The sequence below is a fragment of the Burkholderia sp. Cy-637 genome, from assembly GCF_011753175.1.
GTDB lineage: Bacteria > Pseudomonadota > Gammaproteobacteria > Burkholderiales > Burkholderiaceae > Burkholderia > Burkholderia gladioli.
The window spans coordinates 91,515-116,900 of sequence record NZ_VWWC01000005.1; the positions used below are offsets into that span (position 1 = coordinate 91,515).

At 69.2% G+C, this 25,386-nt stretch carries 22 protein-coding genes; 12 read left to right on the top strand and 10 right to left on the bottom strand.

Annotation, left to right across the window (positions count from 1 at the left end; translation table 11 throughout):
• Window positions 1-111 precede the first annotated feature (111 nt).
• A complete protein-coding gene (locus tag F3J10_RS03065; RefSeq protein ID WP_167231631.1) occupies window positions 112-1,041 on the top strand; it encodes a LysR family transcriptional regulator in 930 nt (309 codons plus the stop codon).
• A 19-nt stretch (window positions 1,042-1,060) separates the two neighbouring features.
• Here the strand turns inward: F3J10_RS03065 and F3J10_RS03070 are convergent, their stop codons facing one another.
• The 3 genes from F3J10_RS03070 to F3J10_RS03080 all read right to left on the bottom strand — a co-directional run bounded on the left by F3J10_RS03070 (window position 1,061) and on the right by F3J10_RS03080 (window position 3,881).
• Window positions 1,061-1,669: a hypothetical protein gene (locus F3J10_RS03070; protein WP_167240971.1), complete on the bottom strand. Its 609-nt coding sequence runs from the start codon at window positions 1,667-1,669 to the stop codon at window positions 1,061-1,063.
• Window positions 1,670-1,694: 25 nt separating this feature from the next.
• Window positions 1,695-2,873 carry an SDR family oxidoreductase gene (locus F3J10_RS03075; protein ID WP_166911506.1) on the bottom strand — a complete coding sequence of 393 codons (1,179 nt, stop codon included), beginning with the start codon at window positions 2,871-2,873 and terminating at the stop codon, window positions 1,695-1,697.
• A gap of 159 nt (window positions 2,874-3,032) precedes the next feature.
• Complete coding sequence (locus F3J10_RS03080; protein ID WP_345791184.1) at window positions 3,033-3,881, bottom strand: alpha/beta hydrolase; 849 nt, start codon at window positions 3,879-3,881, stop codon at window positions 3,033-3,035.
• 507 nt (window positions 3,882-4,388) lie between these two features.
• Here F3J10_RS03080 and F3J10_RS03085 point away from each other — a divergent pair.
• Complete coding sequence (locus F3J10_RS03085; protein ID WP_167240973.1) at window positions 4,389-5,189, top strand: aldolase/citrate lyase family protein; 801 nt, start codon at window positions 4,389-4,391, stop codon at window positions 5,187-5,189.
• A 43-nt stretch (window positions 5,190-5,232) separates the two neighbouring features.
• Here the strand turns inward: F3J10_RS03085 and F3J10_RS03090 are convergent, their stop codons facing one another.
• Window positions 5,233-5,700, bottom strand: a complete 468-nt coding sequence (locus F3J10_RS03090; protein WP_025100506.1) for an Lrp/AsnC family transcriptional regulator — start codon at window positions 5,698-5,700, stop codon at window positions 5,233-5,235.
• A gap of 646 nt (window positions 5,701-6,346) precedes the next feature.
• Between F3J10_RS03090 and F3J10_RS03095 the strand changes: the two genes are divergently transcribed.
• From F3J10_RS03095 to gstA, 3 genes are all read left to right on the top strand, one after another.
• Window positions 6,347-6,835: a hypothetical protein gene (locus tag F3J10_RS03095; RefSeq protein WP_166911510.1), complete on the top strand. Its 489-nt coding sequence runs from the start codon at window positions 6,347-6,349 to the stop codon at window positions 6,833-6,835.
• A gap of 35 nt (window positions 6,836-6,870) precedes the next feature.
• Entirely contained in the window at window positions 6,871-7,797 is a 927-nt protein-coding gene (locus F3J10_RS03100; RefSeq protein ID WP_205200136.1) for a DUF1571 domain-containing protein, read from the top strand.
• A 240-nt stretch (window positions 7,798-8,037) separates the two neighbouring features.
• Window positions 8,038-8,649 (top strand): glutathione transferase GstA, encoded by a 612-nt coding sequence (gene gstA / locus F3J10_RS03105; RefSeq protein WP_167240975.1) that lies wholly within the window; start codon window positions 8,038-8,040, stop codon window positions 8,647-8,649.
• A gap of 69 nt (window positions 8,650-8,718) precedes the next feature.
• Here gstA and F3J10_RS03110 read toward each other — a convergent pair whose 3' ends face one another.
• Complete coding sequence (locus F3J10_RS03110; protein ID WP_167240977.1) at window positions 8,719-9,675, bottom strand: LysR family transcriptional regulator; 957 nt, start codon at window positions 9,673-9,675, stop codon at window positions 8,719-8,721.
• Window positions 9,676-9,958: 283 nt separating this feature from the next.
• On the opposite strand from F3J10_RS03110, the gene F3J10_RS03115 reads away from it, so the two are divergent.
• The 4 genes from F3J10_RS03115 (at window position 9,959) to F3J10_RS03130 (ending at window position 15,148) form a co-directional block, all read left to right on the top strand.
• Complete coding sequence (locus F3J10_RS03115; RefSeq protein ID WP_167240979.1) at window positions 9,959-12,085, top strand: TonB-dependent siderophore receptor; 2,127 nt, start codon at window positions 9,959-9,961, stop codon at window positions 12,083-12,085.
• Complete coding sequence (gene modA / locus F3J10_RS03120; protein WP_167240981.1) at window positions 12,082-12,966, top strand: molybdate ABC transporter substrate-binding protein; 885 nt, start codon at window positions 12,082-12,084, stop codon at window positions 12,964-12,966. Before F3J10_RS03115 ends, modA begins: the two co-directional genes overlap by 4 nt.
• A gap of 120 nt (window positions 12,967-13,086) precedes the next feature.
• Window positions 13,087-14,136: a glycoside hydrolase family 3 N-terminal domain-containing protein gene (locus tag F3J10_RS03125; RefSeq protein ID WP_240155349.1), complete on the top strand. Its 1,050-nt coding sequence runs from the start codon at window positions 13,087-13,089 to the stop codon at window positions 14,134-14,136.
• Complete coding sequence (locus tag F3J10_RS03130; RefSeq protein ID WP_167240985.1) at window positions 14,129-15,148, top strand: glycoside hydrolase family 3 N-terminal domain-containing protein; 1,020 nt, start codon at window positions 14,129-14,131, stop codon at window positions 15,146-15,148. Before F3J10_RS03125 ends, F3J10_RS03130 begins: the two co-directional genes overlap by 8 nt.
• Window positions 15,149-15,296: 148 nt before the next feature.
• Here F3J10_RS03130 and F3J10_RS03135 read toward each other — a convergent pair whose 3' ends face one another.
• Window positions 15,297-16,073, bottom strand: coding sequence for a DeoR/GlpR family DNA-binding transcription regulator (locus F3J10_RS03135; protein ID WP_029950876.1), 777 nt, complete (start codon window positions 16,071-16,073; stop codon window positions 15,297-15,299).
• 251 nt (window positions 16,074-16,324) lie between these two features.
• On the opposite strand from F3J10_RS03135, the gene F3J10_RS03140 reads away from it, so the two are divergent.
• Both F3J10_RS03140 and F3J10_RS03145 read left to right on the top strand, forming a co-directional pair.
• The gene (locus F3J10_RS03140) at window positions 16,325-17,488 is read left to right on the top strand and encodes an MFS transporter (protein ID WP_167240988.1); all 1,164 of its coding nucleotides are present in this window, start codon (window positions 16,325-16,327) and stop codon (window positions 17,486-17,488) included.
• 230 nt (window positions 17,489-17,718) lie between these two features.
• Window positions 17,719-18,828 carry a LacI family DNA-binding transcriptional regulator gene (locus tag F3J10_RS03145; protein ID WP_167240990.1) on the top strand — a complete coding sequence of 370 codons (1,110 nt, stop codon included), beginning with the start codon at window positions 17,719-17,721 and terminating at the stop codon, window positions 18,826-18,828.
• Between the two features lie 195 nt (window positions 18,829-19,023).
• Here F3J10_RS03145 and F3J10_RS03150 read toward each other — a convergent pair whose 3' ends face one another.
• Complete coding sequence (locus F3J10_RS03150) at window positions 19,024-19,851, bottom strand: helix-turn-helix transcriptional regulator (protein WP_025099887.1); 828 nt, start codon at window positions 19,849-19,851, stop codon at window positions 19,024-19,026.
• Between the two features lie 227 nt (window positions 19,852-20,078).
• On the opposite strand from F3J10_RS03150, the gene F3J10_RS03155 reads away from it, so the two are divergent.
• Window positions 20,079-20,903, top strand: coding sequence for an inositol monophosphatase family protein (locus F3J10_RS03155; protein ID WP_167240992.1), 825 nt, complete (start codon window positions 20,079-20,081; stop codon window positions 20,901-20,903).
• Between the two features lie 105 nt (window positions 20,904-21,008).
• On the opposite strand, the gene F3J10_RS03160 is transcribed toward F3J10_RS03155, so the two are convergent.
• The 3 genes from F3J10_RS03160 to F3J10_RS03170 all read right to left on the bottom strand — a co-directional run bounded on the left by F3J10_RS03160 (window position 21,009) and on the right by F3J10_RS03170 (window position 25,171).
• On the bottom strand, window positions 21,009-22,607 hold the full coding sequence (locus F3J10_RS03160) for a GMC family oxidoreductase (RefSeq protein WP_167240994.1): 1,599 nt from the start codon (window positions 22,605-22,607) through the stop codon (window positions 21,009-21,011).
• Window positions 22,608-22,620: 13 nt separating this feature from the next.
• Window positions 22,621-24,408 (bottom strand): thiamine pyrophosphate-binding protein, encoded by a 1,788-nt coding sequence (locus F3J10_RS03165; protein WP_025099884.1) that lies wholly within the window; start codon window positions 24,406-24,408, stop codon window positions 22,621-22,623.
• A gap of 103 nt (window positions 24,409-24,511) precedes the next feature.
• Window positions 24,512-25,171 (bottom strand): ThuA domain-containing protein, encoded by a 660-nt coding sequence (locus F3J10_RS03170; protein WP_025099883.1) that lies wholly within the window; start codon window positions 25,169-25,171, stop codon window positions 24,512-24,514.
• Window positions 25,172-25,386 lie beyond the last annotated feature (215 nt).

Genomic DNA, 25,386 nt, shown 5'->3' on the forward strand with positions numbered 1-25,386 from the left:
AGCGGGGTGGGATGAGTTCGAGATCATGCCCAATCATGGCGCGATCCGATGCTTGCCATTAGCCCGGAAATTACGTATGAATCGTGAAGTCGAACTTCAAGATCCAGCAACGTGGGACAGAAAAATTTCCTCGATGGCGTGCCGGTGTTCGTGGCGGTGGCCGAGGCCGGCAGCTTTTCGGAAGCGGCGCGGCAGCTCGGCATCTCGCCGTCGGCGGCGAGCCAGGCGATCCGCAATCTCGAGACCCGGCTCGGCACGCCGCTGCTGCGCCGCTCGACCCGCAGCCTCAGCCTGACCGACGAGGGGGCTCGTTATTTCCAGGCCGCGGCACCGGCCCTCTCGCAGTTGCGGCGCGCCGCGGAGGAAGCCGCCGGGCACGGCGGCCGTCCCACCGGCGCGTTGCGCCTGAGCATGCCGCGCGTGCCGTTCGATCGATTCATCGCGCCGTCGCTGGCCGCGTTCCAGCAGGCCTGTCCCGAGGTGGAGATCGAGATCGCCGTCGAAGGGCGCATGATCGACATCGTCGAGCAAGGCTTCGACGCGGGGCTGCGTTACGGCAACCTGATCGCGAAGGATATGGTGGCCGTGCCGGTCGGCGCCGCTTCGGAGGCGATCCTGGTCGCGTCCCCCGGCTACCTGCGGACACGAACCACGCCCGAGCGGCCGGACGACCTGCTCGTGCATCGCAGCGTGGCTTGCCGCAGCCAGAGCACCGGCCTGATCACGCCGTGGGTGCTGCAATCGGCCGGCCGGACGGTGCAGATGGTGCCGCCGGCGGCCACCGTGGTTCACGATTTCGCCTCGCAGATCGCGCTGACCGTCAGCGGCATGGGAGTCAGCTGCGCGCCGCTCGGGAGCGTGGCGACGCTGCTGGATGCCGGCAAGCTCGCGCGCGTCCTGAGCGACTGGTCGACGCCTCTGGAGGCGTTGTATCTCTACTTCCCGAGCCGTCGCCACCAGACCGCCGCCTTGCGCGCCTTCATCGCCTTCCTGAAAACGCGGCCGTGGGAGAGCGGCGGCGACACCATCGCCATCGAATGAAATCCAGCATGGGAGGCGCTTACCACCGGCACCCGGATTGATTCATGGCGTCGGCGGCGAGCATCGCAATCGCCAGCAGCCCCATGCCCGCATATCGGTTTCGGCAGTCGCCGCGAGCCGCCTTCGAGATGTCTCGATCTAGCTGCGCGGCGGTTCCCTGGGCGGGTTTGACGGGCTCGCGCGCGGCCGCATCGCCGCGCGTGCCGCCGCCGCCGCGCGCGAACGGCGGTTTGCCGATACCGCGGAGGTCGGCCTGCCAGTCGAGATTCGCTGGCGGCGCCTGGCTGGCTACGGCAGCGCCGCCAGCGAAGGCTTGGTGCCGGTGTTCCGTGTCGGGAGGCCGCGCAAGGGATGCGCGAACACCGGCCGGCCGGGCTGGAATCGACGCCGTGCCGGCGCGCCAACGGGATGGCGCGGCAGCCCGGAAAGCGCTCGAAACGCGGCTCGACGGCGCGGCCTGCGGGCGCGGCGCCTCGAGCGGGATCAGCCTCACGGTCAGTGCCCGGCGTTCCTGCTGACGCTGGCCTTGACTCGGCCGAGCGGGAATCTGGAATGCCAGCAGCGCCAGCGCATGCAGCAGCGCGACCATCGCGAATGCCGGGATCGTTACGCGAAGGTCTTGCGACATCGATACCGCCCGGCATGGCCGAGTTTCATTTGAAATCCCAGCGCATCTGCTCCAGGATCCCGACCTGCTCCGAGGTTCGTATGCACTCCTGGACATAGTCGACGAAGGGCAGGGGAGAAAAGCCGATCTCCTGGCACAGCCGCCGATTGTCGAACCGGTAGTTCAGGCCGGCGAAGCCCGCGTACAGTTTCAGCGCCTGTTCGATCAGGCGGGCCACGCCCTTGCCTTGCCGCTGAGCCAGTTCCCGGGCGATCGATTTCAGCTCGCGCGGCGTGCATACCGAGTATCGCGTCCCGGCGGTGCCGGCGGCCTTGTCCATGGCCCGAATGATCTGCTCGATGGACGCGGCGTTCGGGCCGGCGGAGATGTGATAGACGTCGTATTCGAGCCTGGCCTTGAACGACAGGGATATCAGCGCACGGGCGCAATCGTCCACCGAGACGATGTCCAGCCGGCTGTCCGGGCTGGCGGTGAAGCGGCGGGCGGCATGGACGATACGAAATACCCAATAGATGCTCGCGGACGCCGACGTGCCCAGGCTCGTGTGTCCGACCACGATCGAGGGGCGTGCCACCACCAGCGGCAGCTCCGGATTCTGCAGGCGCAGCCGTTGTTCGACATCGCGCTTGCTGCGCGTGTAGGGCACGAGGTGCGTCGCGTCCTGTCCGGAGAAGGTCGATTCGGACACCACCTCGTCGCATTGCGTGCCGCATGCCATCGCCGTACCGACATGCAGGAAGCGCCGAAGCGTCCTGCTGTTGTCGAAGCGGGAGGCAAAGCGCAGGGTGTCTTCCACATTGGTCGAGAGGATTTGCGGATTGGCGGAAAACGATGCCATCGCGGCGCAATTGATCACGTGCGAGGCTGCTCTCAGGCGTGCCAGGTCCGATTCGGGAAAGTCATCGCCCAACTCGCCCACGATGACATTCGCTTCCGTCAGCGCTTGGGCCAGCTCGTGGCGCAAGCCGCATCGCACGGCGCTGGCGCGCAGGCGGGACAGCGCTTCGGCCCGGTCGGCCGCGCGCACGAGGCACAGCAAGGGCGCGACGATGCCCGCATTGACGAGGGTGACCAGCACGGTGCCGCCGATGAAGCCGGTGGCGCCGGTCAGTACCAGGCACTCGAGCGCCGTGGCGTGCCATGGTGCCGAATCGAGGGGGCCGCTTCGCCGGTCGACCGACTGCACGGTGAGCCGTGAAACCATACTGCTTCTCCAATCAGGAACGGAAAATCCAGGCTCGGCGCATCGAGGCCTGGTTTCATCTTGAATCAATCGCGGTGTATTCGGATGCGCGGCAATCCAGCCGGGATCACCCTGCTCCGGGCCTCGGCGGCGGCGCGTGGATGTCGGGCACGGCCTGATTCAGGCCGCCTTCACCCATTGCAGAACCTGTCGCCAATGCGCCGCGCTCATCGCATCGAACCAGTTGTCGCGGTCCGCGTCGGGCAGCACCATCAGCTCGCTTCCCGGATGAGCATCCGCCAGTCGCCGTGCGTGCCGAATCGGGATCAGCGTGTCGCGTGCCGACCCGATCACCACCAGTGGCCCGTCGTAGGCAGCCAGCGCAGCCACGGAGTCGAACGGATCGTGGAGAATCCAGTGGATCGGAAAGATCGGATATTTTTCCTGCGCGAGCGAGGCGAGCGTATCCCAGGGCGTGATCAGCACCACGCCTTCCAGCGGATTTCGGTTGCCTCGCACCGCTTGCGCCGCCATGCCGGCACCGAGCGATTCGCCCACCACCCAGATCCTGCCCGGCCAGCGCAGGAAGCTTTCCGCCAGCGCCTCGCGTGAGGCGTCGAGCGCCGCGCGCATGGTCCTCGCGCCGGGGCGCTTGCCGTGCCCCGGATATTCGACGATCGCGACGCGATAGCCGGCGCACGTGAACACGTTCGCGAGTGGCAGTTTGGTTTCGGCGGACTCCTCGTTGCCGTGATAGAGCAGCACGGTGCCGGTCGGCACTTGCGCCAGCGGCGTGATCACGTATCCGGCGAACTCTCCGCCGATTTTCCAGCGATCGACGCGCTTGCCCGTGGATTGCCGGCTATCGGAGAGGGCCGCCGGCGGCGCCGAGGGCAGCAGCAGCCAATCCTGCAGCAGGTACAGGGCGGCGGCCGCGATGGCATAGGCGCCGACGCCCGTGATGAGGCATGTACAGAGGATTCGTATGGCGGGTGTCACGCTTGCGGCAAAGGAGGTAGGGGTCGACACGACGACGAGGGATAGGGCCGACCTTCGGCGGGGCGACCTTGCGGCGATCCGTGGAAGGGCGAGGATCCGATATTGTTCGCGACCTCGAGGACGGCCGGTAGGACCAGTTTCCGGAAGATCGATGGGGGCAACGGGAGGCGCCACAGGCTGTATCTCCCATTGGATGGAAGCAGATGCGCGGTGGCGCGGCCGGCGCCGGGGCCAGGGGACGGTCGCGTTCGAGGCGCTGGGCCCCAGCTTGCCGTCGATGCCGGTGGCTTGCGAATCGCTTTCAGGATGGCGGCGAGGATGCGATCGGTTCCATTGGTTCGTTTTCCCAATGAAGCCGCCGGATTCGAAGGTTCGTGCGAAAAACGTCGATTCCGCCGGGAAAGATTGGCCCGAGTCGCGAGCGCGCGCGCCCTAGCATGAAGGCTCGACACATCGCTGACGGAGCGCGGCGGCAAAGGCCGCCGCGTGCTTCCCGCGCGGTGATGTTCGCTTTGGCCTACCTGTCACGGAGCTTTCATGCTGAACAGTCCTGCAAACCCGTCCGCCTATGTCGGACAACGGCTCAACAAACCCGAAGGCACGAAGATCGGAGTCGGCGTGACCTCGCCATCTCCGGAACTGGTGCAGATGTTCGCGGCCGCCGGCTTCGATTTCATCCTGATCGACATGGAGCACGGCCCGATCTCGATCGAGACCGCCTACCGGATGGTCATGGCGACCATCGGCACCGCCGCCGAACCGTGGATTCGCGTGAGCCACAACGATCAGGCGCAGATCAAGCTCGCGCTGGACGCCGGCGCCAGGAACATCGTGGTGCCGATGATCACGAGCCGGGAAGAGGCGCGGCAGGCCGTGTCGTATGCGAAGTATCCGCCGCAGGGCGTGCGCGGCTGGGGACCGTTTCGCACGCAGTACCAGTGGCAGACCAACATGATCGACTATTCGAAGCGTGCCAATGCCGAGACCGGCGTGATCGCGCTGATCGAGCATCCCGACGCGGTGCGCGACATCGATGCGATTCTCGATGTCGAAGGCCTGGCCGGCGCGATTCCCGCGCCCTTCGATCTCGCGGTCAACATGGGCTTCAACGACGGCCCCGCTCACGACGAGGTCCGGCAGGCCATCGAGCACGTGATGAGCCGGATCAAGGCGAAGGGCATGGCGCTCACCTCGTTTGCCGTGACGCCGCCCCAGGCCGTCGAGGCGTTGCGGCTCGGCGTCGACAATCTGTTCCTCGGTTTCGATCCGATGTATATCCAGGCCTCGCTGCAGCTGTTCCTCGGCACCGTCGATCAGATGCGCGCGTCGGCCTCGTAGGCGCCGCGGGCCTGCCCGCGCAAGCCCGCGGCATGGGCCGCTATTACCCGGCGGCCCTGACCGGCAGGATCGTCTTGTACTGCACGCGCCGCATGGTGATCGAGGTGCTGACGTCCCGCACGCCCTCGATGGTGGCCAGCCGCGTGGTGACGAAGCGCTCGATGCCCGCGATGTCGCTCGCGACCACGCGCACCATGTAGTCGAACGCGCCCGTCATCAGGTAGCACTCCATCACTTCCTCGCAGCCGAGTATGGCGCGCTCGAACTCGGCCAGCCGCGGCGCGGACTTTTCCATCTTGACCGACACGTAGGCGTTGATCGGCAATCCGACCTTGTCCTGCTCCAGCAGGCAGACGTATCTCGCGATGATGCCCGCTTCCTCCAGTAGCCGGATGCGTCGGTAGAGCGGCGACACGGAGAGATTGAACGCGGTGGCGAGGTCGGTCGCCTTGGCATGGGCATCCCGCTGGAGCGCATGCAGGATGTTGACGTCGGTCTGGTCGATCTTCATTGGGCTGTCTGGTACCGGGAATGTAGGGAAAGCCAGGCAATGAAGACCGGGGGAGATCGATGCTCCCTCGGCAATGTCACGTATGGCCGCCCCTATTGATGCAACGTCCGGGCACCGGGTTTTATTCCATCGAGGCGTGGCGGGACTCGGCCCACGCGAAGGCGAGGGCGCCGAGGACGCGAGCCGGCGGACCCACGCGGACCTAGGGTTCGCCGGCCGATCGCCAGTCGCTGCCGTCGGTGGCGAGCAGCAGGGCGTGATCGCGTACATCGGGCGGCCAGTGTTCGCGCATCCGGATTGATTCCTCTCGCGCCGAATTTCCGCCTGATCCGCCCGCATTGCCTGCCGCCGCCTTGGTTTTCAATATGCGGGCAAGGGCGTTCGCCGTGCTCGCGGATGCGTGAAGCGGCCGGCCGAATCGGAAACGCGATGCCTGCTGCATCGCGGCACGGCCCGTCGCGCGGCGCCGAAACCGCGCGTAACAAACCCGACCTGAAAGATGGAATAGCGCCGATCGGCAAGCTGTTCTGGTAGGGCAGGCACACATGCTTCGGCGATGTGTCCTGCCAGGCGAACCGATGGCGTCTTCAAGGTGCCGGCGCGATGCTCCGCGTCCCGCCACCCGCCCGTCGAACAGGACGAAATCATGCGTACTCTCATTGGACTCGGCATCGTGCTCGCCAGCTGCGCGGCCTGCACCACGCCGGTTGCCTCGCCATCCTCCCTGGCGGATCCCTCGCTCGGCACGGCGGGAACCGCGGCGCCTCCCGTTTGCCGGAGCGTCAACACCAGCGCGGTGATCGACGGCGCCACGCAGAACCTGACCGGCCTGGCATGTCGCCAGCCCGACGGCAGTTGGCGGATCCAGCAGCCGGATGCGGCGATCGATGGGGATGCCGCGGTCCTGCCCGCCTACGCGGATTACGCGGTCTTCCCGTATTACGACCCCTGGTTCTACGGGCCCTGGACCTTCGGCTTCGGCGGCTCGTTCGTGTTCGTCCACCACTTCCACCATGTCGACCACGGTCACTTCGGCGGATACGGCGGTTTTCACAACGGGTTCCATCACGGCGGCGGTTTCCATGGCGGCGGCTTCCACGCAGGCGGCAGCTTCCATGGCGGCGGGCGGCATTGATCCGTGATGTCGCGTCCGCGCGGCGGGAGCCCGCGATGAGCTTGCCCGCCTTCCTGAGGATCGCCGCGTGGCTGGCGATCGCGGCATGCATGTCGCCGCCGTTCGCGCACGGCGAAGCGGCAAGCGAGGTGTCGAGCGCGGCGGCGAGCGAGACCGCCGCGCCCGTCGGGCAGCCCGATGTTTCGCCGGCGCAGGTCGGCGCGCTGCCGCTCGATCGGCAGGTGCGCTGGCTGCGTCGCGCGGCCGAAACGGGCGCGCTGGAAAAGCTCGACGACGCGGCGCTGCTCGCGCTGTTCCAGTCGCTCGATGCGTCCACGGTGCCGCGCTACATCGAGCAAGGGCCCAACGCCTATGCCTCGTACGAATTCACGATGCGGCGCCAGGAGCGCATCCGCGGCACCTGGCCGAGCCGGCCCGATCACATGCTGGTGCGTTTGAGCAGCAAGCCGCTGCGGATCTACGCGAAATGGCTGCCCGACGGCGCGCATGCCGGGCAGGAAATCATCTATGACGAGTCGCGCCGCCGCGACCAGTTGTATGGCCATCTCGGCGGCTTGCTGAACGTGCTGCCCGTGTGGGCCTCGTTGAACGGCGCGCTGGCGCGCACGCAGTCGCGCCATCAGGTGCGCGATATCGGCACGGCCTTCATCGCGGGCCAGTTCCTGGCCGAGGGCGCGAAGCTCGGGGAGGCGGGCGGCCAGCATCCGGCGCGCATCGAGGTGAAGACCATCGACGGCGTGCGTGTTGTCGCGTTCACCTACGAAACGCCGACCGGCCAGCCCGAGTACTACGCGAAGAAGGAAACGCTGGGGCTCGATCTGCGGCATCCGTGGTTCCGGACCGCCGAATCCTATGACAACGACGGCCGCCTCTTCGAGCAGGTGGTGTTCGAGACGATCACGCCGCGGGACTTCGACGATTCGGCGTTCGATCCCGCCAATCCCGCATACCGGTTCCACTGAACCGGGCAAGCCGCGCCGACAAGGTCGAGGTGCTTGCCGGGAACGGCATTGTTCAAGAATCCGAACGATGAATTCGGGCGGCTGCCGTATATGGGCAAGCCGCGCGTCGATAGAATTTTCCTCGACGAATCTTCTTCCGCCGGGATCGCGAGTTCGCGGCACGCGGCCGACGAAGATCGTTTCGAAGACAGTCTGCCGGCCGGCGATGTCGACTCCTCGTCCCGACAAAAGGAAACATCCATGAAGCTGTACTTTGCGCCCGGCTCCTGCGGGCTCGCCCCGCAGATCGCATTGCGGGAGGCCGACCAGGCCTTCGAACTGGTGAAGGTGGACTTCGCCACCAAGCAGACCGCCGAGGGCGACTATTTCAAGGTGACGCGAAAGGGCTTCGTGCCCGCCTTGCAGATCGGCGAAGGCGAGGTGCTCACGGAAGGCGCCGTGATCCTGCAATGGATCGCGGATGCCTGCCCCGAACGCGCGCTGCTGCCGTCCACCGGCACGCGGGAGCGCTACACGGCGCTGGCGTGGCTGAATTTCGTCGCGACCGACCTGCACAAGGGCATGGCGGTGATGTTTTCGCCGTTCGTGGACGAGGCCTCGAAGGCCCGCTTCGCCGAAGGCAACCTGGCCCGGAACTTCGCCTACGTCGACCGGCATCTGGCGCGGCACGACTACCTGCTGGGCGAGCGATTCTCGGTGGCCGACGCCTATCTCTACAACGTGCTGTGCTGGCCGCCGCGCGTGGGCATCGACATCTCCGGCTACGCGCATATCCAGGCCTTCATGGCGCGCATGGCACGGCGGCCGAGCGTGCGCGCGTCGCGGGAAGCCGAAGGCTTGCCGGTCGAGTGAGCGCAGCGGCCGGGCCGCGCGGCCGTCGCCTCGCGCGGCGGCGGCCGTATCGCCGGATCCGCGGGCGATTCACGGCTGCGCGCGCAGGCCGCTTCGAGAAGGATGGGCCATCTTGCCGTGGCACACGGCGGGATGGCGGGAGAACAATTCGGCGATCCAGTCGACGAATACGCGCAGCTTGGCCGGGAGATGGCGATTGCGCGGATACACCACGTGCACGGGCAGCGGTTCGTTATGCCAACCGTCCAGTACCGGGACGAAGCGGCCGTCCTCGATCATCGGCGCCATCAGGAAGCTCGCCATCTGCACGATGCCCAGGCCTGACAGGCCCGCCGCCGTGTAGGCGTGGCTGTCGTTCAGGGCGATCCGGCTGGACAGCGCGACCCGGACCCGCTCCTCGCCACGCACGAAGTGCCAGTCGAACATCTTCCCGGTGCGCGCCGAGAAGTAGCTGATGCAGCGATGATCGACCAGCTCGTCGGGATGCGCCGGCAGGCCGTGGCGTTTCACATAGGCGGGCGAGGCGCAGGTGAGGTAGTGCATGGTGCCGACCTGGCGCGCGATGAGGCTGGAATCGGGCAGGCGGCGCTCGCCGCGAATCGCGCAATCCACGCCTTCCTCGATCAGATCCACCGGGCGATCGCCGCAGCCCAGCTCCAGCTGGATGGCGGGATACCGATCGAGGAAATCCGGCAGGGCGGGGATGATCACCTCGCTGGCCAGGCCGGTGGGCGCGTCGACGCGCAGGCGTCCCGACGGCTCGCGGCGGTTGCGGGACAGGGCGTCCTCGGCGTCGCGCACGTCCGACAGGATGCGCGTGCATCGTTCGTAATAGGCCGCGCCTTCGACGGTGACGCTGACATGGCGCGTGGTCCGGTTCAGCAGCTTGACCGCCAGCGAGCGCTCCAGCGACTGGATCAGGGTGGACACGGTCGCCTTGGGCAGCTTCATGTTGTCCGCCGCGCGGGTGAAGCCGCCCGCGTCCACCACCTGGACAAACACTTCCATGACTTGCAGCTTGTTCATGTCCGGTCCTCGATGGATTCGGCCGGCGCGGCGCGAGGGTGGCGAGTGCCGAATCTTATCCGGGCCGGGCCGCGTCTTGGGCCCTGCACCGTTCGCGAATCGAGAAGACTGAGTTCTGCCGATCCACGCTTGTGTTCGCGCTCCGGAAGACAGGCTTGTCTCACCCCGGGGCACAGTGCCGGCGGCAACTGTGCTCTGCACAACTGTGTTCGGTGTTACGGATTATTTCGTTATATATTTCGAAGCATAACGACTTGATCCGCTGACACCTTCCTCTCGCCCCATGTCTTTCCGCCGCCCCCGTTTCAGGGCGCTCTCGCTGGCCTGCGCCGGCGCGAGTGCTTCGTTCGCCGTTCATGCGCAGGACCCCGAGCTGCTGCTCGCCCCGGTCGTGATCAGCGGCCCCGCGCCGAGCGCGCTGCCGTCCTACCAGGTCGAGCGGATCCGCGTCGGCCCGCTCGGCGAGAAGGCCCTGCTCGACACGCCGTATTCGATCAGCGTGGTGCCCACGGCGCTGGCCACCAACCAGCAGCTCGAAAGCGTGCGCGAGGCGTTCCGCTTCATTGCCTCGGTGCAGGGCGAGAACATCCGCCCGCAGACGCGCGGCCTGCAGGCCGGCGTGGTGCAGAACACGCGCGTGGACGGCCTGAACGTGGCGGCCACCACCGACTATCCGATCGAGGAATTCGAGCGCATCGAGGTGCTGGGCGGGCTGTCGGGCGCGCTTTATGGCCCGGCCAATCCGGCCGGCACCTTCAACTTCGTGTTCAAGCGGCCGACCGATGCGCCGCTGCGCCAGTTCACGATCGGCTACGCCTCGCGCCAGTCGCTGCTGGAGCATCTCGACCTGGGCGGGCATTTCGGCAAGGACGACACCTTCGGCTACCGGCTCAACCTGCTGAACCAGAACGGCGAGAGCTACGCGCCCGGCAGCCGGCTGCGCCGCGAGCTGGCCAGCCTCGCCTTCGACGTGCGCTTCAACCGCGACACGCGGCTGGAAACCAACTTCAGCACCTATCACTACCTCGACACGGGTTTCCCCGGCACCTTCGCGCTGGCGCGCGGCGTGCCGTTCCCGGGCGCGCTCGATCCGACGCGCCAGGGTTACGGCCAGACCTGGGCCGGCGACGACAACGTCACCAACATCTACAGCGCCACGCTCAAGCACGACTTCGGCGAGGACTGGCATCTCACGGCGGGCCTGCTGCGCGAAACCAGCGATCGCGCCTCGACGGTGCCGACCTTGACGCTGGCCAACGCGGCCGGCGCCTACACGGCGACCACCGCCACCACCACCTTCAGCCTCGACTCGATCGTCAGCAACAACCTGGCGCTGAACGGCCGGACCTGGCTGGCGGGCATGTCGCACGACCTGGTGATCGCGAACACGGGTTTCTTCTGGAACCGCTACACGCCGTTCCAGACCGGCGCGATCACGCTGGGCCGCGGCAACCTCGCCGATCCGGCCAGCTTCGCCGAGCCGCCGCTGCCCGATTTCTCGAACCGCTTCCGCGCGGTGCGCACCATCCAGCAATCGCTGACGCTGGGCGACACGATCGGCTTCAATTCGCAATGGTCGGCGCTGCTGGCCGCGAGCCAGAGCTGGATCAGCGTGCGCAACTTCAACCGCAGCGGCTCGACCACCAGCCGCTACGACGCGAGCGGCATCAGCCCGACCGCGAGCCTGCTCTACAAGCCGCGGCCGAACATGACGGCCTACCTGACCTACGCCGACAGCCTGCAGCAGGGCGACAGCGCGCCGAGCGGCAGCGCCAACGCGGGCGAGAGCCTCGCGCCCTATCGCAGCCGCGAGTGGGAGCTCGGCTACAAGCTCGAGATCGACACCATGAACCTCGGGCTGGCCCTGTATCGCATCCAGCGCCCCTATGCCTACGTGGGCGCGAACAACGTGTTCGCCAATGGCGGCGAGCAGGTCAACCGCGGGCTGGAGCTGAGCGCGAACGGCGCGGTGAGCCGCGATCTTCACGTCTACGCGGGGCTCTCGCTGCTCGATCCGCGCCTGTTCGACACCGGCTCGGCCGCCACCAGCGACAAGCAGATCCTCGGGCTCTCGAAGCTGGTGTTCAACGCGCTGTTCGACTACAGCGTGCCGCGCGTGCCGGGCCTGGCCTTCAACCTGAACGTCAATCACGCGAGCCGGCGGCCGGGCAACTACAGCGACACGGATTTCGTCGACGGCTACACCGTGCTCGATCTCGGCGCCCGCTACCAGACCCGCATCGCGGGCCGCAAGGTGGTGCTGCGCCTGGCCGTCGACAACCTGACCAACCGCCAGTACTGGGCCAACATCGCCCCGACCGGCCAGAACGGTTTCAACAGCACGGACAACGGCACCGGCACGCTCGGCGCGCCGCGTACCGTGCGCGCTTCCATCCAGGTGGACCTATGACTTCCCGATTCACGCATCGACTCGCATTCCGACCCGCATTCCGACTCCCATTCCGACCCGCATCCCGCTCGCTCGCCGCCGCGCTCGCGGCCTCGGCCCTGCTGGCCTTCACGATCCCCGCCGCGCGCGGCGCCGAGGCGCTGACGGTGTTCGCGGCCGGCAGCACCGGCGGCGCGCTGGCCACCATCGCGCACGACTACACCGCGGCCACCGGCCAGCCGGTCAAGCTGGTGACAGGCCCGGCGGGCCTGCTGCTGGAGCGCATCGAGGGCGGCGCCAGGGCCGACCTGTTCATCTCGGCCAACCTCGCGCATCCGCGGCGGCTCACGGCCGAAGGCAAGGCCGGGCCGACCGTGGTGTTCGCACGCAATCGCGTGTGCGTGAGCGCGCGCCCCGACGTGGGCCTGACCAGCGCCAAGCTGCTCGACAAGCTGCTCGATCCCGGCGTGAAGATCGGCACCTCCACGCCCAAGGCCGACCCCGGCGGCGATTACGCCTGGCTGTTGTTCGAGAAGGCCGGCACGCTGCGCGCGGGCGCCACGGCGACGCTGGAGGCCAAGGCGCGGCAACTGGTGGGCGGGCGCAGCGCGCCCGAGGTGCCGGCCGGCGCCAACCCCGTCAAATACTTCATGCAGACGCATGTGGTTGACGTGTTCGTCGGGTATTGCAGCTCGCACGACACGCAGCCGGACCCGGCCTTCGTGCAGGTGGAACTGCCGCCCGAGCTCGCGATCCAGGCCGACTACGGCATGACCGTGCTCGAGGGCCGTCACGACGAGGCCGCCTGGCGCTTCGCGATGTACCTGATGAGCCCGGCCGCGCAGGCCGTGCTGCCGCGCTACGGCTTCGGCGCGGTGGGACTGGCCGATCCTGGATCCTGAACGAGCGACTTGTTCAAATCGAGCAACATCGAGCATAATTCGGCTATAGTGAGCGCCACGCGGTGATGCATGGCGGCGCCTGCTCCATGCCGATGGCCTCGCTCCTCCAGGAGAATCGATTTGAACCCATTGCTCGAAGACGCGCACGCGGTCCTGCTGCCGGCGTTCGCGGGACTGTCGCTCGACGACGCTGTGCTGCGCCACCTCGACGGCGGCGGCCTGTCCGTCCTGCTCGGCGAGCGCCGCGAGGAATACCTGGGCCGCCGCATGAGCGCCGAGCGGCAGGCCAACGAATCCGCCGGGCAGTTCCGTCGCCTGACGGAAACCGCGCGCCGGCGGGCCGGGCGGGCCACGATCGTCGCGGTGGACCAGGAGCCGGGCGGCATCCAGCGCCTGCATCGACTGGTGCCGGCGCTGCCCGACGCGGGCGAGGCGCGCGTGTTGTCGTCGACTGAAATCGAGCGCCGCGCCGCCGCCACGGCGCGCGCCGCGCGCGAGCTGGGCGTCAACCTGTTCCTCGCGCCGATCGTCGATCTCGTCACCGGCGCGAACCCCTGGCTCGAGGGCCGGCATGCCGGTTCGGACCCGGCGGGGGTCGCCCACCTGGCCTGCTCGTTTGTGCGCGGTGTGCAGGCCGCGGGCGTGGCGGCGACGGCCAAGCATTTTCCGGGGCACCCGGTCACCGAACTCGATCCGGCCTTGCACGAGGCGGTCGTCCCGGCTTCGCTGGCGGCGCTGCAGCCGGGCATCGGCGTGTTCCGCGAGCTGATCGCGGCGGGAGTGAAGGCGGTGATGGCCGGGCCGGCCCTGGTGCCCGCGATCGACGACGTGGAGCCGTCGAGCACCTCGCGCGAGACGCTCGCCTACCTGCGCGGGCCCCTGGCTTTCGATGGACTGGTCATTTCCGACGATCTCGACGCGCCGGGCATCCTGCGCGGGCGCAGCGTGGCCGCGGCCGCGGTCGCCTCGCTCGCGGCGGGCGCCGACCTGCTGCTGGTCTCCAGCGAGGCCGGGCTGGCGACGATCACGGCCAGCATCGTCGCCGCCGTGGAGCGCGGGGCCTTGCCTCGCGAGCGGCTGGCCGACGCGGCCCGGCGCGTGCGCGCGCTCGCGAGCGAACTCGATGCCGGCGCGCAGGGCGCGACGCAGGACGAGGCACGACATGACTGAGCGTTCGCGGCAGGCGCATGCGGTGCTGTTCCCGGTGCTGGAGACGCTCGAGATCGACGATCCGCTCGCGCGCTTTCTCGATCGCGGCGGCCGCAGCCTGCTGTTCGGCGAGACCGGGCCCGAATACGAGGCAGGGCGGATGAGCGCATCCCGGCTCGCGATCGAGACGGCCGAGGCCTGGCAGCGCGGCGTCGAGGCGGCGCGCTCGCGTGCCGGCGGCAGCCTGATCCTGGCCGCCGATGCCGATATCGCGGCGGTCCATCGGCTGGAGGGCGTCGCCGGTCCGCTGCCGTCGCGCGAGGCCGCGGCGGCGCTCGCGGAGCCGGAGCTGGAACGGGTTTGCGAGGCGATGGCGCGGCGCGTGCGCGAGACCGGCATCAACCTGGTGCTGTCGCCGACGGCGGACGTGCTGACCGGGCCGAACCCCTGGCTGCGCGGCCGCACCTTGGCCGACGATGCGCCGGGCACGGCGCGCCAGGTGAGGGCCTATGTGCGCGGCGCGCTACGCGCGGGCCTGGCCACCACGCTGAAGCATTTCCCCGGGCACCCGGTGCTGGATGGGCATCCCGCGCGCGATCCGCGGGCCAGGGTGCCGCTAGCGCTCGACGCGCTGCGCGCGCAATGGGCGCCGTTCCAGGCCGGCATCGCGGCCGGCGCGAGCGCGGTGATGATGGGACCCGCCAGCTTCGATGCCGTGCAGCCGCCGACCGCGGGCTCGCTGTCCGCGGCCCTGATCGGCTTGCTGCGCGACGAACTCGGGTTCACGGGGCTGGTGATGACCTGCGACCTCGACCATCCGGCCACGCTCGGCGATCGCTCGCTGGCCGATACCGTCGTCGCGGCGCTCGGTGCCGGGGCCGATCTGCTGCTGGTGTCGCCGCGCGCGGTGCCGCAACTGGAGACGCTCGCGCAGGCGATCGTGGCGGCGGTGGAGCGCGGCGTGCTCGACGCGCAGCGACTGGAGGCGGCGGCTGCGAAGGTGCGGGGGCTGGCCGAGCGGCTGTCGCGCTAGCGCTCGCGCGTCGGGTCGATGCTGGAGGCGAGGCGGGTTTGCCTCGTCGAGCGAGGGCCGGGTCCGATCGCCAGCCACGCGAGCTTGCCCGCGCGGGCCGCGGCGCGAGGGCGGCCGTCCTGCCGCGGCGCGCCGCCGATGCGAAGCCTCAACGGCCGGCCAGCACCAGCTGGACGCCGGCCTTCTCGAAGGCCCGCTGCGGTTTGGCCGGCGTGTCGTGCTCGACGATCAGGGTGGTGATCTCGTCGATCGGCGCCGCGTTGTGGGTCGCCACGCTCAGCAGCTTCTCCTTGACCGCGGCCACCGCCGTCGCGCCGCTGCGCGTGATCACGGCGCGCTTGAAGGCGGCATCCTCGAGATCGAAGGCCGTGAGTCCTTCCTGAGGATCGATCGCGCAGGCGCCGAGGAAGGCCAGGTCGAAGGACAGCCGCCGGACGGCATCGACCGCCGTGGCGCCGACCGCGCCGCCGACGGCGCGATCGACCTGGCCGCCGAGCATGATGATCGACAGGCCCTCGCGCTCGATCAGGGCCGCCGCGATGGCCGGGGCATTGGTGACGACGGTCAGCGCGAGATCGGCGGGCAGCGCGCGCGCGATCGCGAGGTTGGTGCTGCCGGCATCGAGGAACAGGCTCTGGCGCCGGTCCAGCAGCGAGATCGCGGCCGCCGCGAGCGCCTGCTTGCGCTCGGGCTGCTGCGCCGAGCGATGCTGCAGCGTGCCGCCGTCGGGGGCCAGCGCGACCGCGCCGCCATAGACCTTGCGGCAGGCGCCGGCCCGGGCGAGGTCCGCGAGGTCGCGCCGGATGGTGTGCTCGGATACGCCGAACTTCTCCGACAGCTCGGTCGCGATGACCTTGCCGTGCGTGGCGAGAAGCGAGCGGATGTGCTGCTGCCGTTCATCGGGCAGCGCGTCGTAGGTCAGCATCGACGGTTCCTGGAGCAGGCGGGAAAGGAGCAAAACGGGCTGCGGGCATTATAGAGCGGCGCCTCGCGGCCGGGCCTCGCGTGCTCGCGTCGGCGCGCAGGCGAGAAGACCTGCGAAGACGCAAGACGCGAGACGCGAGGGCGGGCGCGGCGCGGCAGTCGCGCCGCCACGCATCGGTCCATGTTTGCCGCGGGCGCGGGCCGTCGCCTTCGGCTTCCGGCTTCCAGCAACACCATCCCTTCGACGAGATCATGCCGTCCACTTCGCTTGCGTATCCCGATTCCCTGCGCCGCCGCCAGTCGGCCACGCGCGCCGTGTTCTTCATCGCCGGCTACGGCCGCGCCTCCTGGGCGCCGCTGGTGCCCTTCGTGAAGGCCGGCATCGGCCTGGGCGACGGACAGCTCGGCCTGCTGATGCTGTGCCTGGGCGGGGGCTCGATCACGGCCATGCCGTTCGCGGGCGGGCTGGTGGCGCGCTTCGGCTGCCGCCGCGTGATCGCCGCGGCGACGCTCCTGCTCGCGCTGTCGCTGATGCTGCTGGCGGCGCTGGCCGGCCCCGGCAGCCTGGCGGCGGCCGCGCTGGCGCTGGCGGTGTTCGGCATGTCGGCGGGGGTGCTCGACGTCGCGATGAACATCGAGGCGATCGATGTCGAGCGCGCCATCGGGCAGCCGGTGATGTCGGGCTTCCATGCGTTCTACAGCATCGGCGGCATCGCCGGCTCGGCCGGCGCGAGCGTGTTGCTGACCGTCGGGTTGTCCGCGGGCGCGGCGGTGGCCTGCGCCGCGATCCTGATGGCGGTGGCGCTCGCGCTGGCCGTGCCGGCGCTGAGCACGGCCGCGCCGCCCGGGCCGCCGAGCCTGTTCGCGGTGCCGCGCGGCGTGGTCTGGCTGCTCAGCGGCTGCACCTTCATCGTGTTCCTCGCGGAGAGCGCGGTGCTGGACTGGAGCGGCGTGCTGCTGACCTCGTCGCGCGCGATGCCGCATGCCTATGCCGGTTATGGTTATGCCGCGTTCGCCGCGGCGATGAGCTGCGGGCGCCTGTTCGGCGACCGGATCGTGGCGCGCCTGGGCGGCGCGCGGGTGGTGACGGCGGGCAGCCTGTGCGCGGCGGCCGGGTTCGCGATCGCGGCCCTGGTGCCGTCCTGGCCGATCGACCTGGCCGCCTATGCGCTGGTCGGCGCGGGCTGCGCGAACATCGCCCCGGTGCTGTTCTCCTCGGTGGGCCGGCAATCGCGCATGCCGACCGGCGCCGCCGTCGCGGCCATGACGACGATCGGTTATGCCGGCGTGTTCGTCGGCCCGGCCCTGATCGGCGCGATCGCGCGCGTCACGGCGCTGGCGCCGGCCATGCTGTCGCTGGTCGCGCTGCTGGCGGTGGTCGCCGCCTGCGCGGCGCCGGTGCTGCGGCGCGGTTGAGCCGGCCGGCGGCGGTGGCGAGCCGCGCGCGGGCAAGGCGCATCTCGGTTCGGCGCGGCGTGTCGCGAGCCTGCGTCCCGGCCCGCCTCGCGCCATTTCACCGGCGAAAATCACGGCAATTTCCCGTTTTCATGTAAATTCATCCGATCGAATGCGGCCCGGTCGTCCCGGGCGGCTTTCCTCGAATGCAGAATCCGGCGCGCACGCGCCGACAGGATCCCAATTCCTACATGAATCGAAAAGTGTCGATGAAGGACGTCGCGCTGGCCGCGGGAGTGTCCCAGCCGGCGGTGTCCTATGCCTACAACAAACCTTCCGAGATCTCGGACGCGCAGCGCGAGCACATCCTCGGCGTGGCCAAGCGGCTCGGTTATCCCGGCCCGAACGTGCTCGGGCGCAGCCTGCGATCGGGCCGCGTCGGCGCGATCGGCCTGATGATCATGGACGAGCTGCCCTATGCGTTCACCGATCCCTCCACGGTCGCGCTGCTGCGCGGCATCGCCGAGATCAACGAGCAGTCGAACGTGGCGCTCTCGCTGTTCCCGCTGCAGAAGTCGATCGCCAACGATCCGGCCAGCGGCACCAGCCTGGCGGTGCGCGGCTTCGTGGACGGCCTGATCGTGCACAGCCTGCCCGACCATTACCCCGGCATCGAGGTCGCGATCCGGCAGGGGATTCCGCTGGTGGTGGTCGACGCGCCGCTGATCGAGGGCACGCCCTTCGTCGGCATCGACGATTTCGAGGCGGGCAGGGCGCAGATGCGCCACCTGGTGGAGCAGGGGCATCGCGGCATCGGCATCGTGGTGGAGCGGCTGCGCCCGGACGGCGTGCGCGGCGAAGTCAGCGCGCGGCGGCTCGCGCGCTCGACCGAGCGTGTGGTGTCGGCGCGTCTCAAGGGATATCTGTCGGTGCTGGAGGAGGTCGGGCTCGGCTTCGGCGAGGTGGCGATCGTCGAGGCCGGCGGTTTCGACGAGGTCGCGGCCGACTGGGCCGCCGCGCAACTGCTCGCCAGGCCGGGCCTGAGCGCGATCGCGACGACCTCCGACGTGATGGCCCTGGCGGTGCTGAAGGCGGCGCGCGAGAGCGGGATCGCGGTGCCGTCGGCCTTGTCGGTGATCGGCTTCGACGACATCCCCGAGGCCGCCGGCGCCGGGCTCACCACGATCCGGCAACCGCTGATCGACAAGGGACGCGAGGCGGCCCGCATCCTCGACGCCCTGCTCGGCGCGGCACCCGGCGAGCAGCAGGTCGAGCGGACGATCTTCCCCACCGAATGCATCGTGCGCGCCACCACCGCGCCGCCGCCGGCCGCGAAGCCGCGCGGCCGGCGCGCGCGATAGGGCGGATCTTCGTCGCCTCGTCGCCTCGTCGCGTCGTCTTCTCGCCATCGCGCGAGATTCGCGGCGGGTTCGATGCCGGCGGCGATCGCCGAGGTGCTTCGTCGTTGGCCGAACCTGCAGCCCTCGATCGACATCGGCCGTCATTCGCCGCCGGCCGCGCGGGCCGGCCCCTGCCTCGACTTCCGCCCCAGCGCCTCAGCCTTCCCCGCCCCAGACCACGTGAGCTTGCTCCCCGCTCAGGTACTGCTCGACCTCCACCGGTATCGAGTCGTCGCCGGGCGCGAGGATGGTCGCCTGGCGCAGATGGCGCTTGCGGATCGGGCCGCGCTCGACGAAGCCGAAGGCCAGCCGCGTCGAGAACGGCTGCCGGAACGAGGACGAGGCCACGCCGGTGAGCAGCCCGTAGAGGAAGCGGATCGGGCGCCGATGCTGCGGCGTGAGCACGGAGAAGGTCATCTCGTTCTTCTGCCGGCCCTCGAAATCGACCATGAAGATGCGGTCGCCGAGCAGGAAGCAATAACCGCGGTAGGTGAACGAATACCCGACCCGGTTCGCCTGCCCAAGCAGCGGGAAGCGCTCAACGGTGACGTATTCCACCATCGCGTCGTGCTGGTACAGGCAGGTGACGGAGCGCAGCACGCGGCCCTTGTAGATCGACGACTGGTGATAGCGGTAATAGACGCCGAGGAAGTCCTGCAGCGAGGTGGTGGACGACTCGATCAGCGGCAGGAAGCGCGCCAGGCCCGGCGAGCCCTTGAGATCGATCGGCAGCTCGTGCTCGAGCCCTTCGTAGAAGCCGCGGAAATCGGCAGGATTGCGAAACAGGTCGGCGGGCTCCATCAGGAAGAACTTGGCGATCTTCAGCAGTACCTTCTGCGAGGGCACGTGATGCGCCGCCAGGTACTTGTTGAACTGCTGGCGGTTGATGTTGAGCCGCCGGCAGAAATCGGCGACGGAATCGTAGCTCGCCACCAGCAGGGCGAGGTTGGCGGCCAGGTTGGCCAGGTCTCGGGAGCGGTCCATGGGCATGCTCGATGGGCGGGGCGGCCGCCGCGGATGCGGGGCCTGGCGAAAGGGGCGGGCGCTGCGTCGGTCCGGCGAGGCCCGTGCTTGGGGGTGGGTGCGTCGGGATGAGTGCGTCGAGGTGAATGCCTCGCTGCGTATTCCTGCGTCGCTCAGGGGCCGTTTGCGAAGTTGAAACCGCCCGGCGGCGGGCCGATACTGCAATCCGGACCACGGAGGAAGCGCCGATGCCAGCCGCAGCATGCGAGGTCGATACCGCCGCCTACCGGCAGACCATCGAACGGATGTGCGCGCTCGCGCGCGGGCTGGCCTTGCGCGCGCTCGAGCGGCCCGTCGGCTTCGAGCGCAAGGCGGATGCCTCGCCCGTCACCGCGCTGGATCGCGAGATCGAGCTGGCGCTGCGCGAGCTGGTCCGCCGGCGCCATCCGCGCGATGCGATCCTGGGCGAGGAATTCGGTGAGCAGATCGGCGAGGCATGCGGCCCGTCGGCCGGCCTGCCCGCCGATGCCTCGGCGGCGGCGCGCTGGATCATCGACCCGCTCGACGGCACGCGCGCCTTCGCCACCGGCAGCCCCTTGTGGGGCACGCTGATCGGCGTGCTGCGAGACGGGCGACCCTGGCTCGGCGCGATCGAGCTTCCCGCGCTGGACCAGCGGCTGTGCTCGTGGCAAGCGAGCGCCTGGGCCAGCCCGCGGCGGATCGGCGAGATCCGCCTCGCCGGCATGGCCACCACCACCCCCGACAAGTTCACGCCGCGCCAAGGCGCGGCGTTCCAGCGCCTGCGCGAGCACGTGGGCACCCATCGTTACGGCGGCGACTGCTTCAACTACGCGGCGCTGGTGGCGGGACGCTGCGATCTCGTGGTCGAAGCGGGCCTCGCTGCGCACGACTACCTGCCGATCGTGCCGCTGGTCGAAGCCGCGGGCGGGCGCATCACCGACTGGCAGGGACGCGAGCTGTCCGAGCGTTCCGCGGGCGATGTCGTGGCGGCGGCCGATCCGCTGCTGCACCGGGCCGTGCTCGACATCCTCGCCGCCGGGATGCGCGACTGAGTTCGGGCGCGGCCTGCATGCACCGGCCGCGCGCGCGGCCGGTGCATGACCCGAACCTGGCGCGCGACCGACACGGTGCATCGGCATCGGCCGCGGTTTCATCGCTCAGCCGAACTGCCGCGCCACGCGCAGCGCGTTGGCGGCGATCGTCAGCGCCGGATTGACCGCCGCCGACGAGGGGAACCACGAGCTGTCGACGATCCAGGCATTGTCGACGTCGTGCAGCCGGCAGCCGGTATCGAGCACGCTGCTGCCCGGGTCGGTGCCCATCACGGCGGTGCCGCACTGATGCGAGTTGGTCGCGATCCCCATGCGCCGGGTCATCACCAGCGGGTAACCCGCCTTGCGCATCATCGCCACGGTGCGGCGCACCAGCTCGCGATGCGCGCCCAGGTTGTTGGGTCGCCAGCGCACCTGGATGGCCCCGCGCTCGCTGTCGTAGCTCACGCGATTCTCGCGATCCGGCAGGTCCTCGCTGGTCAGGTAGAGATCGACGCTGTGGTTCGTGATGTAGCGCGAGATCGCCTTCGGCAGCCAGGGAACCATGCCGCTCACCATCGGCTCGCGGATCTTGCCGAGCATCTGGATGTTGCCGAGCGGGAAGGCATTCGCCTCCGAGCGCAGGTACCAGTCGTTGACGGCCAGGGTCTTCTGGAAGCCGACCCGGTTCACGCGGCGCGGGTCCATCGCGATCGTGAAGGTGCTGTTGTGGACCATGTAGTTGCGCCCGAGCAGCCCGGAGCTGTTGCCCACGCCCGCGGGATGCTGGCGGTCGGCCGAGCGCAGCAGCAGCGCCGCGCTGTTGACGGCCCCGCATGCCAGCACGAAGCGCTTGGCCAGGATCCTGACCGGCCGGCCGTCGCGCATGCCGAGCGCCTGCTCCACCCGCGTGCCGTCCGCGGACATCACCAGGCGCTCGATGCGCGTGCCGACCATCAGGCGCGTGCCGCCGGTCTCGATGGCCGGCCGCAAGGCGGAGAACTCCGCGTCGCCCTTGGCGTCCACCAGGCAGGGATAACCGTCGCAGGTCGAGCACAGCACGCAGGGCCGGCCCGCGCCGTGGTCGAGCGCGGCGGGCATCGTGAAGGGCCGCAGCCCCTGCGCGCGCATGGCCGCTTCCAGCCGGTGCAGCGCGGGATCGTGCGCGATGGCCGGGAACGGATAGGCCGCCGAACGCCATGGCTCGGTCGGGTCGCGGCCGGCCTGGCCATGCACGCGATAGAGCCGCTCGGCGGCGGCGTAATACGGCTCCATCTCGGCATAGCTGATCGGCCAGGCGGGCGAGATGCCCTCGGCATGCTCGATCGCGAGGAAATCCGCTTCGCGAAAGCGCGGCAGCATGGCGCCGAACACCTTGGTGTTGCCGCCCACGTAATAGAACACGCCGGGCGAGAAGGGCTTGCCGGCATCGTCGTACCAGGCTTCGGCATTGCGGTAGCGGCCGTCGCGGAAGACGGCCTCGGCGCTCCAGTTCTGGATCTCGCGCGGCAGGAAATCGCCGCGCTCGACCACCAGCACGTCGAGGCCGCGGCCGGCCAGGGCATGGGCGAAGGTGGAGCCGCCCATGCCCGAGCCGATCACCGCCACCTCGCAGCTCACGGTACCGTCCGCCCCGGGCTCGACGCTCGCGAGCTCGCGCCGGAACACCGGAGCGAAGTCCCGAGAGTCGATGCCGCGACGATGAACGGGAATTGCGTCGTTCATTGCTTTGCAGGCCTTACAGATGTTGTTCCGATTGCCGGAATTGCGCGTATTCGTCCTGGCGCTCGTCGGTGATGTAGGCGGGGATCGGGAAATCCCACCAGCCCGGCACCCAGGGCCCGGCGGCATCGCGGTCGGTCGGGATCTCGATCAGGCAGGGCTCGTTGCAATCGAGCGCGGCCTGCAGGATCGGCTCGAGCGCCTCGTTGCTGTCCACGCGCCAGGATTTCAGACCGAAGGCCTTGCCGATCGCCTCGAAGTCCGGCGAATAGGGCCGGCCGTCGGGGTAGTTGAATTCCGTGCCGATATGGCGGCTGGTCTGCTTGCGCTGGCCGCCGCGGATCGACATGTAGCCCGCGTTGTTCTGGATGATGAACACCACCGGCAACTGGTTGGTCACGCAGATCGCGATCTCCTGCGAGGTCATCAGGAAGTCGCCGTCGCCGAGGATGCAGACCACCGGGCTGTCCGGCCTGGCGAGCTTGGCGCCGATCGCGGCGGGCACGGCCCAGCCCATCGACGAGAAGCCGCCCGAGGTCAGGTGCGTGCGCGGCTCGTAGACCGGGAAGGTCTGCTTGACCGCGCCCTGCGTGTTGCCCGAGCCGACCACCACGATGGTGTCGCGCGGGAAGATCTTGCGCAGCGCGCCCAGCGGCCGTTGCGAGGTGAACGGGAAGCGGTCGGAGTCGCGGCGCGTGGCCAGCTTGGCTTCCCACTCGGCCAGGTACTGCGCGAGCTGCGCCAGGTAGTCGTCGCGCTGGACGCTGTCGTGCTTCAAGGCCTCGACGAGATGGGCCAGCGCATGTTTCGCGTCGGCCACGATGCCGACCGTCACCGGATAGTTCTTGCCGATCTCGTGCGGATCGATGTCGATGTGGATCAGCTTGCCCGGCGGGATCGAGAAGGTCACGCCCTTCGCGTAGCTCGAGGAGGACCAGTCGGTGAAGCGGCAGCCGACCGCGAGGATCACGTCGGCGCTGGAGGCCAGCTTGTTGCCGGCCAGGGTGCCGGTCTGGCCGACGCTGCCGCCGAACAGCGGGTGATCCTCGGGGAAGCCGCTCTTGCCGTTCCAGGTGGTGACCACCGGCACCTGCCAGTGCTCGGCGAGCGCGCGCACCTCGGCCGCCGCCTCGCCGGTGATCACGCCGCCGCCGATCACCATCACCGGGCGCCGGGCATCGCGCAGCACCTCGGCGGCCCGGGCGATGGCGGCGGGATCGGGGAACACCTTGCCGACCGGCACGCGGTCCTCGAGCTTGTGCAGCGTCACCTCGGCCGCCTCGGCCTGGGTGTCCATCGGGATCTCGATATGGACCGGGCCCGGGCGGCCGGTCAGCATCGAGCTGAAGGCGCGATGCATGATGAAGGGCAGCTCCTCGACGCGCTGCGCCACCCAGTGACGCTTGGAGACGGCCTCGGCGATCTTCGGGAAGTCGTTGTCGACGAAGCGCTCCAGCTCCTGCAGCAGGCCGTGGCCGCGCATGTGGGTGGGCGGCCCGCCGGTGATCAGCACCACGCTGGTGGAATCGGTATAGGCGGTGGCCATGCCGATCACGGTATTGCTCGCGCCCGCGCCGATCGAGGTGACCGCCGCCATCGGCTTGCCCGAGACGCGGTAGTAGCCGTCGGCCAGGTGCACCGCGCTCTGCTCGTGGAAGACCTGGATGAAGGGGATTTCGGAGTCCTTCTCGAGGAAGGCATCGGTGAGCGTCCAGATGCCGTGGCCGGGGATGCCGGCCACGTAGTCGACGCCGTAGTTCTTCAGCGTCTGGGCGACGATTTGACTGCCAGTTAGCTTCGCCATGAGGGTTCCGCAAAGTGAGAAAAAGGATGCGCCGCGAATTGCTGCGCGAATTGCGGCGCGGATCGACCGGCGGCGACCGGGGCGCGCCGCGCGGGCCGCCGCTTCAGGCGCGCACCGCCCATTGCAGCCCCTGCCGCGTCAGGCGGCGTACCTGGGGGCAGGCGAGGTTGCCGGTGTCGTGGCCGATCGAGTGATAGAAGACGCGCCCGGCGCCCCAGTTCCTGACCCAGGCCACCGGGCTGCGCTTGCCCGCCAGCCAGGGGAAGGGCTTGCCGTCGAAGGTGGTGTCGGCCAGCACGTGGTTGTTGGGGTCGACCTGCATGTAGTACTGCTCGGAGCGCACCTCGAAATCCTCTACGCCGCGCGTGACCGGATGATCGCGGTCGAGCAGCTCGACCCGGTAGGGATGCGGGTAGCCCTCGCCGGCCGGGTGCTCGATGAAGGAGCCGCCCAGCACCATGTGGTAGCGCAGGCTGGCGCGGAACGCGGCGGCCGCGCCGTGCCAGGCCGCCAGGCCCGTGCCGCCCTCGATCGCCGCCAGCAGGCGGTTTTCCTGCGCCTGCGTGAGCGTCTCGGTGGTCACCGCGTTGTTCCAGCCGATCACGATCAGGTCGAAGCCGCTCAGGTCGCGATCCAGCGTGAAGATGTCGTTGGAGGCCTCGACCTCCCAGCCCAGCTCGTCGAGCAGCTCGCGCGTCCAGGCGCCGACCTCGTAGGGAAAGTGTCCCGGCCAGCCGCCGTAGAGATGTAGTACTCGTGCCATGTCCAGCTCCTGTTCAAAACGACTTATACGTATAAGTTCGCCTATGCTGCGAGAACAAATCCCGGGTGTCAAGCGCAGGGAATACCCCGAGCGATCGCGAGGCGGTGCTGACGCGGCCCGACGCGGCGAATGCGTCTCGGCGCTTTGGTGCGACGTGCGAGAAAGGGGCGGGCGCCTTGGGTTCGCGCGGCGTCGCGCGAGGCTGGCGGGGACGG

Excerpts from the sequence above, each read along its gene's own strand:
- F3J10_RS03135 (WP_029950876.1), bottom strand. The coding sequence starts at position 16,073 with ATGCTGACCTACGACGCGCTGCCCGATGAACGGCAGCAGCACATCCGC.
- F3J10_RS03140 (WP_167240988.1), top strand. The coding sequence starts at position 16,325 with ATGCCGTCCACTTCGCTTGCGTATCCCGATTCCCTGCGCCGCCGCCAG.
- F3J10_RS03145 (WP_167240990.1), top strand. The coding sequence starts at position 17,719 with ATGAATCGAAAAGTGTCGATGAAGGACGTCGCGCTGGCCGCGGGAGTG.
- F3J10_RS03115 (WP_167240979.1), top strand. The coding sequence starts at position 9,959 with ATGTCTTTCCGCCGCCCCCGTTTCAGGGCGCTCTCGCTGGCCTGCGCC.
- F3J10_RS03075 (WP_166911506.1), bottom strand. The coding sequence starts at position 2,873 with ATGGTTTCACGGCTCACCGTGCAGTCGGTCGACCGGCGAAGCGGCCCC.
- F3J10_RS03150 (WP_025099887.1), bottom strand. The coding sequence starts at position 19,851 with ATGGACCGCTCCCGAGACCTGGCCAACCTGGCCGCCAACCTCGCCCTG.
- F3J10_RS03100 (WP_205200136.1), top strand. The coding sequence starts at position 6,871 with ATGAGCTTGCCCGCCTTCCTGAGGATCGCCGCGTGGCTGGCGATCGCG.
- F3J10_RS03130 (WP_167240985.1), top strand. The coding sequence starts at position 14,129 with ATGACTGAGCGTTCGCGGCAGGCGCATGCGGTGCTGTTCCCGGTGCTG.
- F3J10_RS03165 (WP_025099884.1), bottom strand. The coding sequence starts at position 24,408 with ATGGCGAAGCTAACTGGCAGTCAAATCGTCGCCCAGACGCTGAAGAAC.
- F3J10_RS03090 (WP_025100506.1), bottom strand. The coding sequence starts at position 5,700 with ATGAAGATCGACCAGACCGACGTCAACATCCTGCATGCGCTCCAGCGG.
- F3J10_RS03085 (WP_167240973.1), top strand. The coding sequence starts at position 4,389 with ATGCTGAACAGTCCTGCAAACCCGTCCGCCTATGTCGGACAACGGCTC.
- F3J10_RS03095 (WP_166911510.1), top strand. The coding sequence starts at position 6,347 with ATGCGTACTCTCATTGGACTCGGCATCGTGCTCGCCAGCTGCGCGGCC.
- modA (WP_167240981.1), top strand. The coding sequence starts at position 12,082 with ATGACTTCCCGATTCACGCATCGACTCGCATTCCGACCCGCATTCCGA.
- F3J10_RS03170 (WP_025099883.1), bottom strand. The coding sequence starts at position 25,171 with ATGGCACGAGTACTACATCTCTACGGCGGCTGGCCGGGACACTTTCCC.
- F3J10_RS03160 (WP_167240994.1), bottom strand. The coding sequence starts at position 22,607 with ATGAACGACGCAATTCCCGTTCATCGTCGCGGCATCGACTCTCGGGAC.
- gstA (WP_167240975.1), top strand. The coding sequence starts at position 8,038 with ATGAAGCTGTACTTTGCGCCCGGCTCCTGCGGGCTCGCCCCGCAGATC.
- F3J10_RS03070 (WP_167240971.1), bottom strand. The coding sequence starts at position 1,669 with ATGTCGCAAGACCTTCGCGTAACGATCCCGGCATTCGCGATGGTCGCG.
- F3J10_RS03110 (WP_167240977.1), bottom strand. The coding sequence starts at position 9,675 with ATGAACAAGCTGCAAGTCATGGAAGTGTTTGTCCAGGTGGTGGACGCG.
- F3J10_RS03155 (WP_167240992.1), top strand. The coding sequence starts at position 20,079 with ATGCCAGCCGCAGCATGCGAGGTCGATACCGCCGCCTACCGGCAGACC.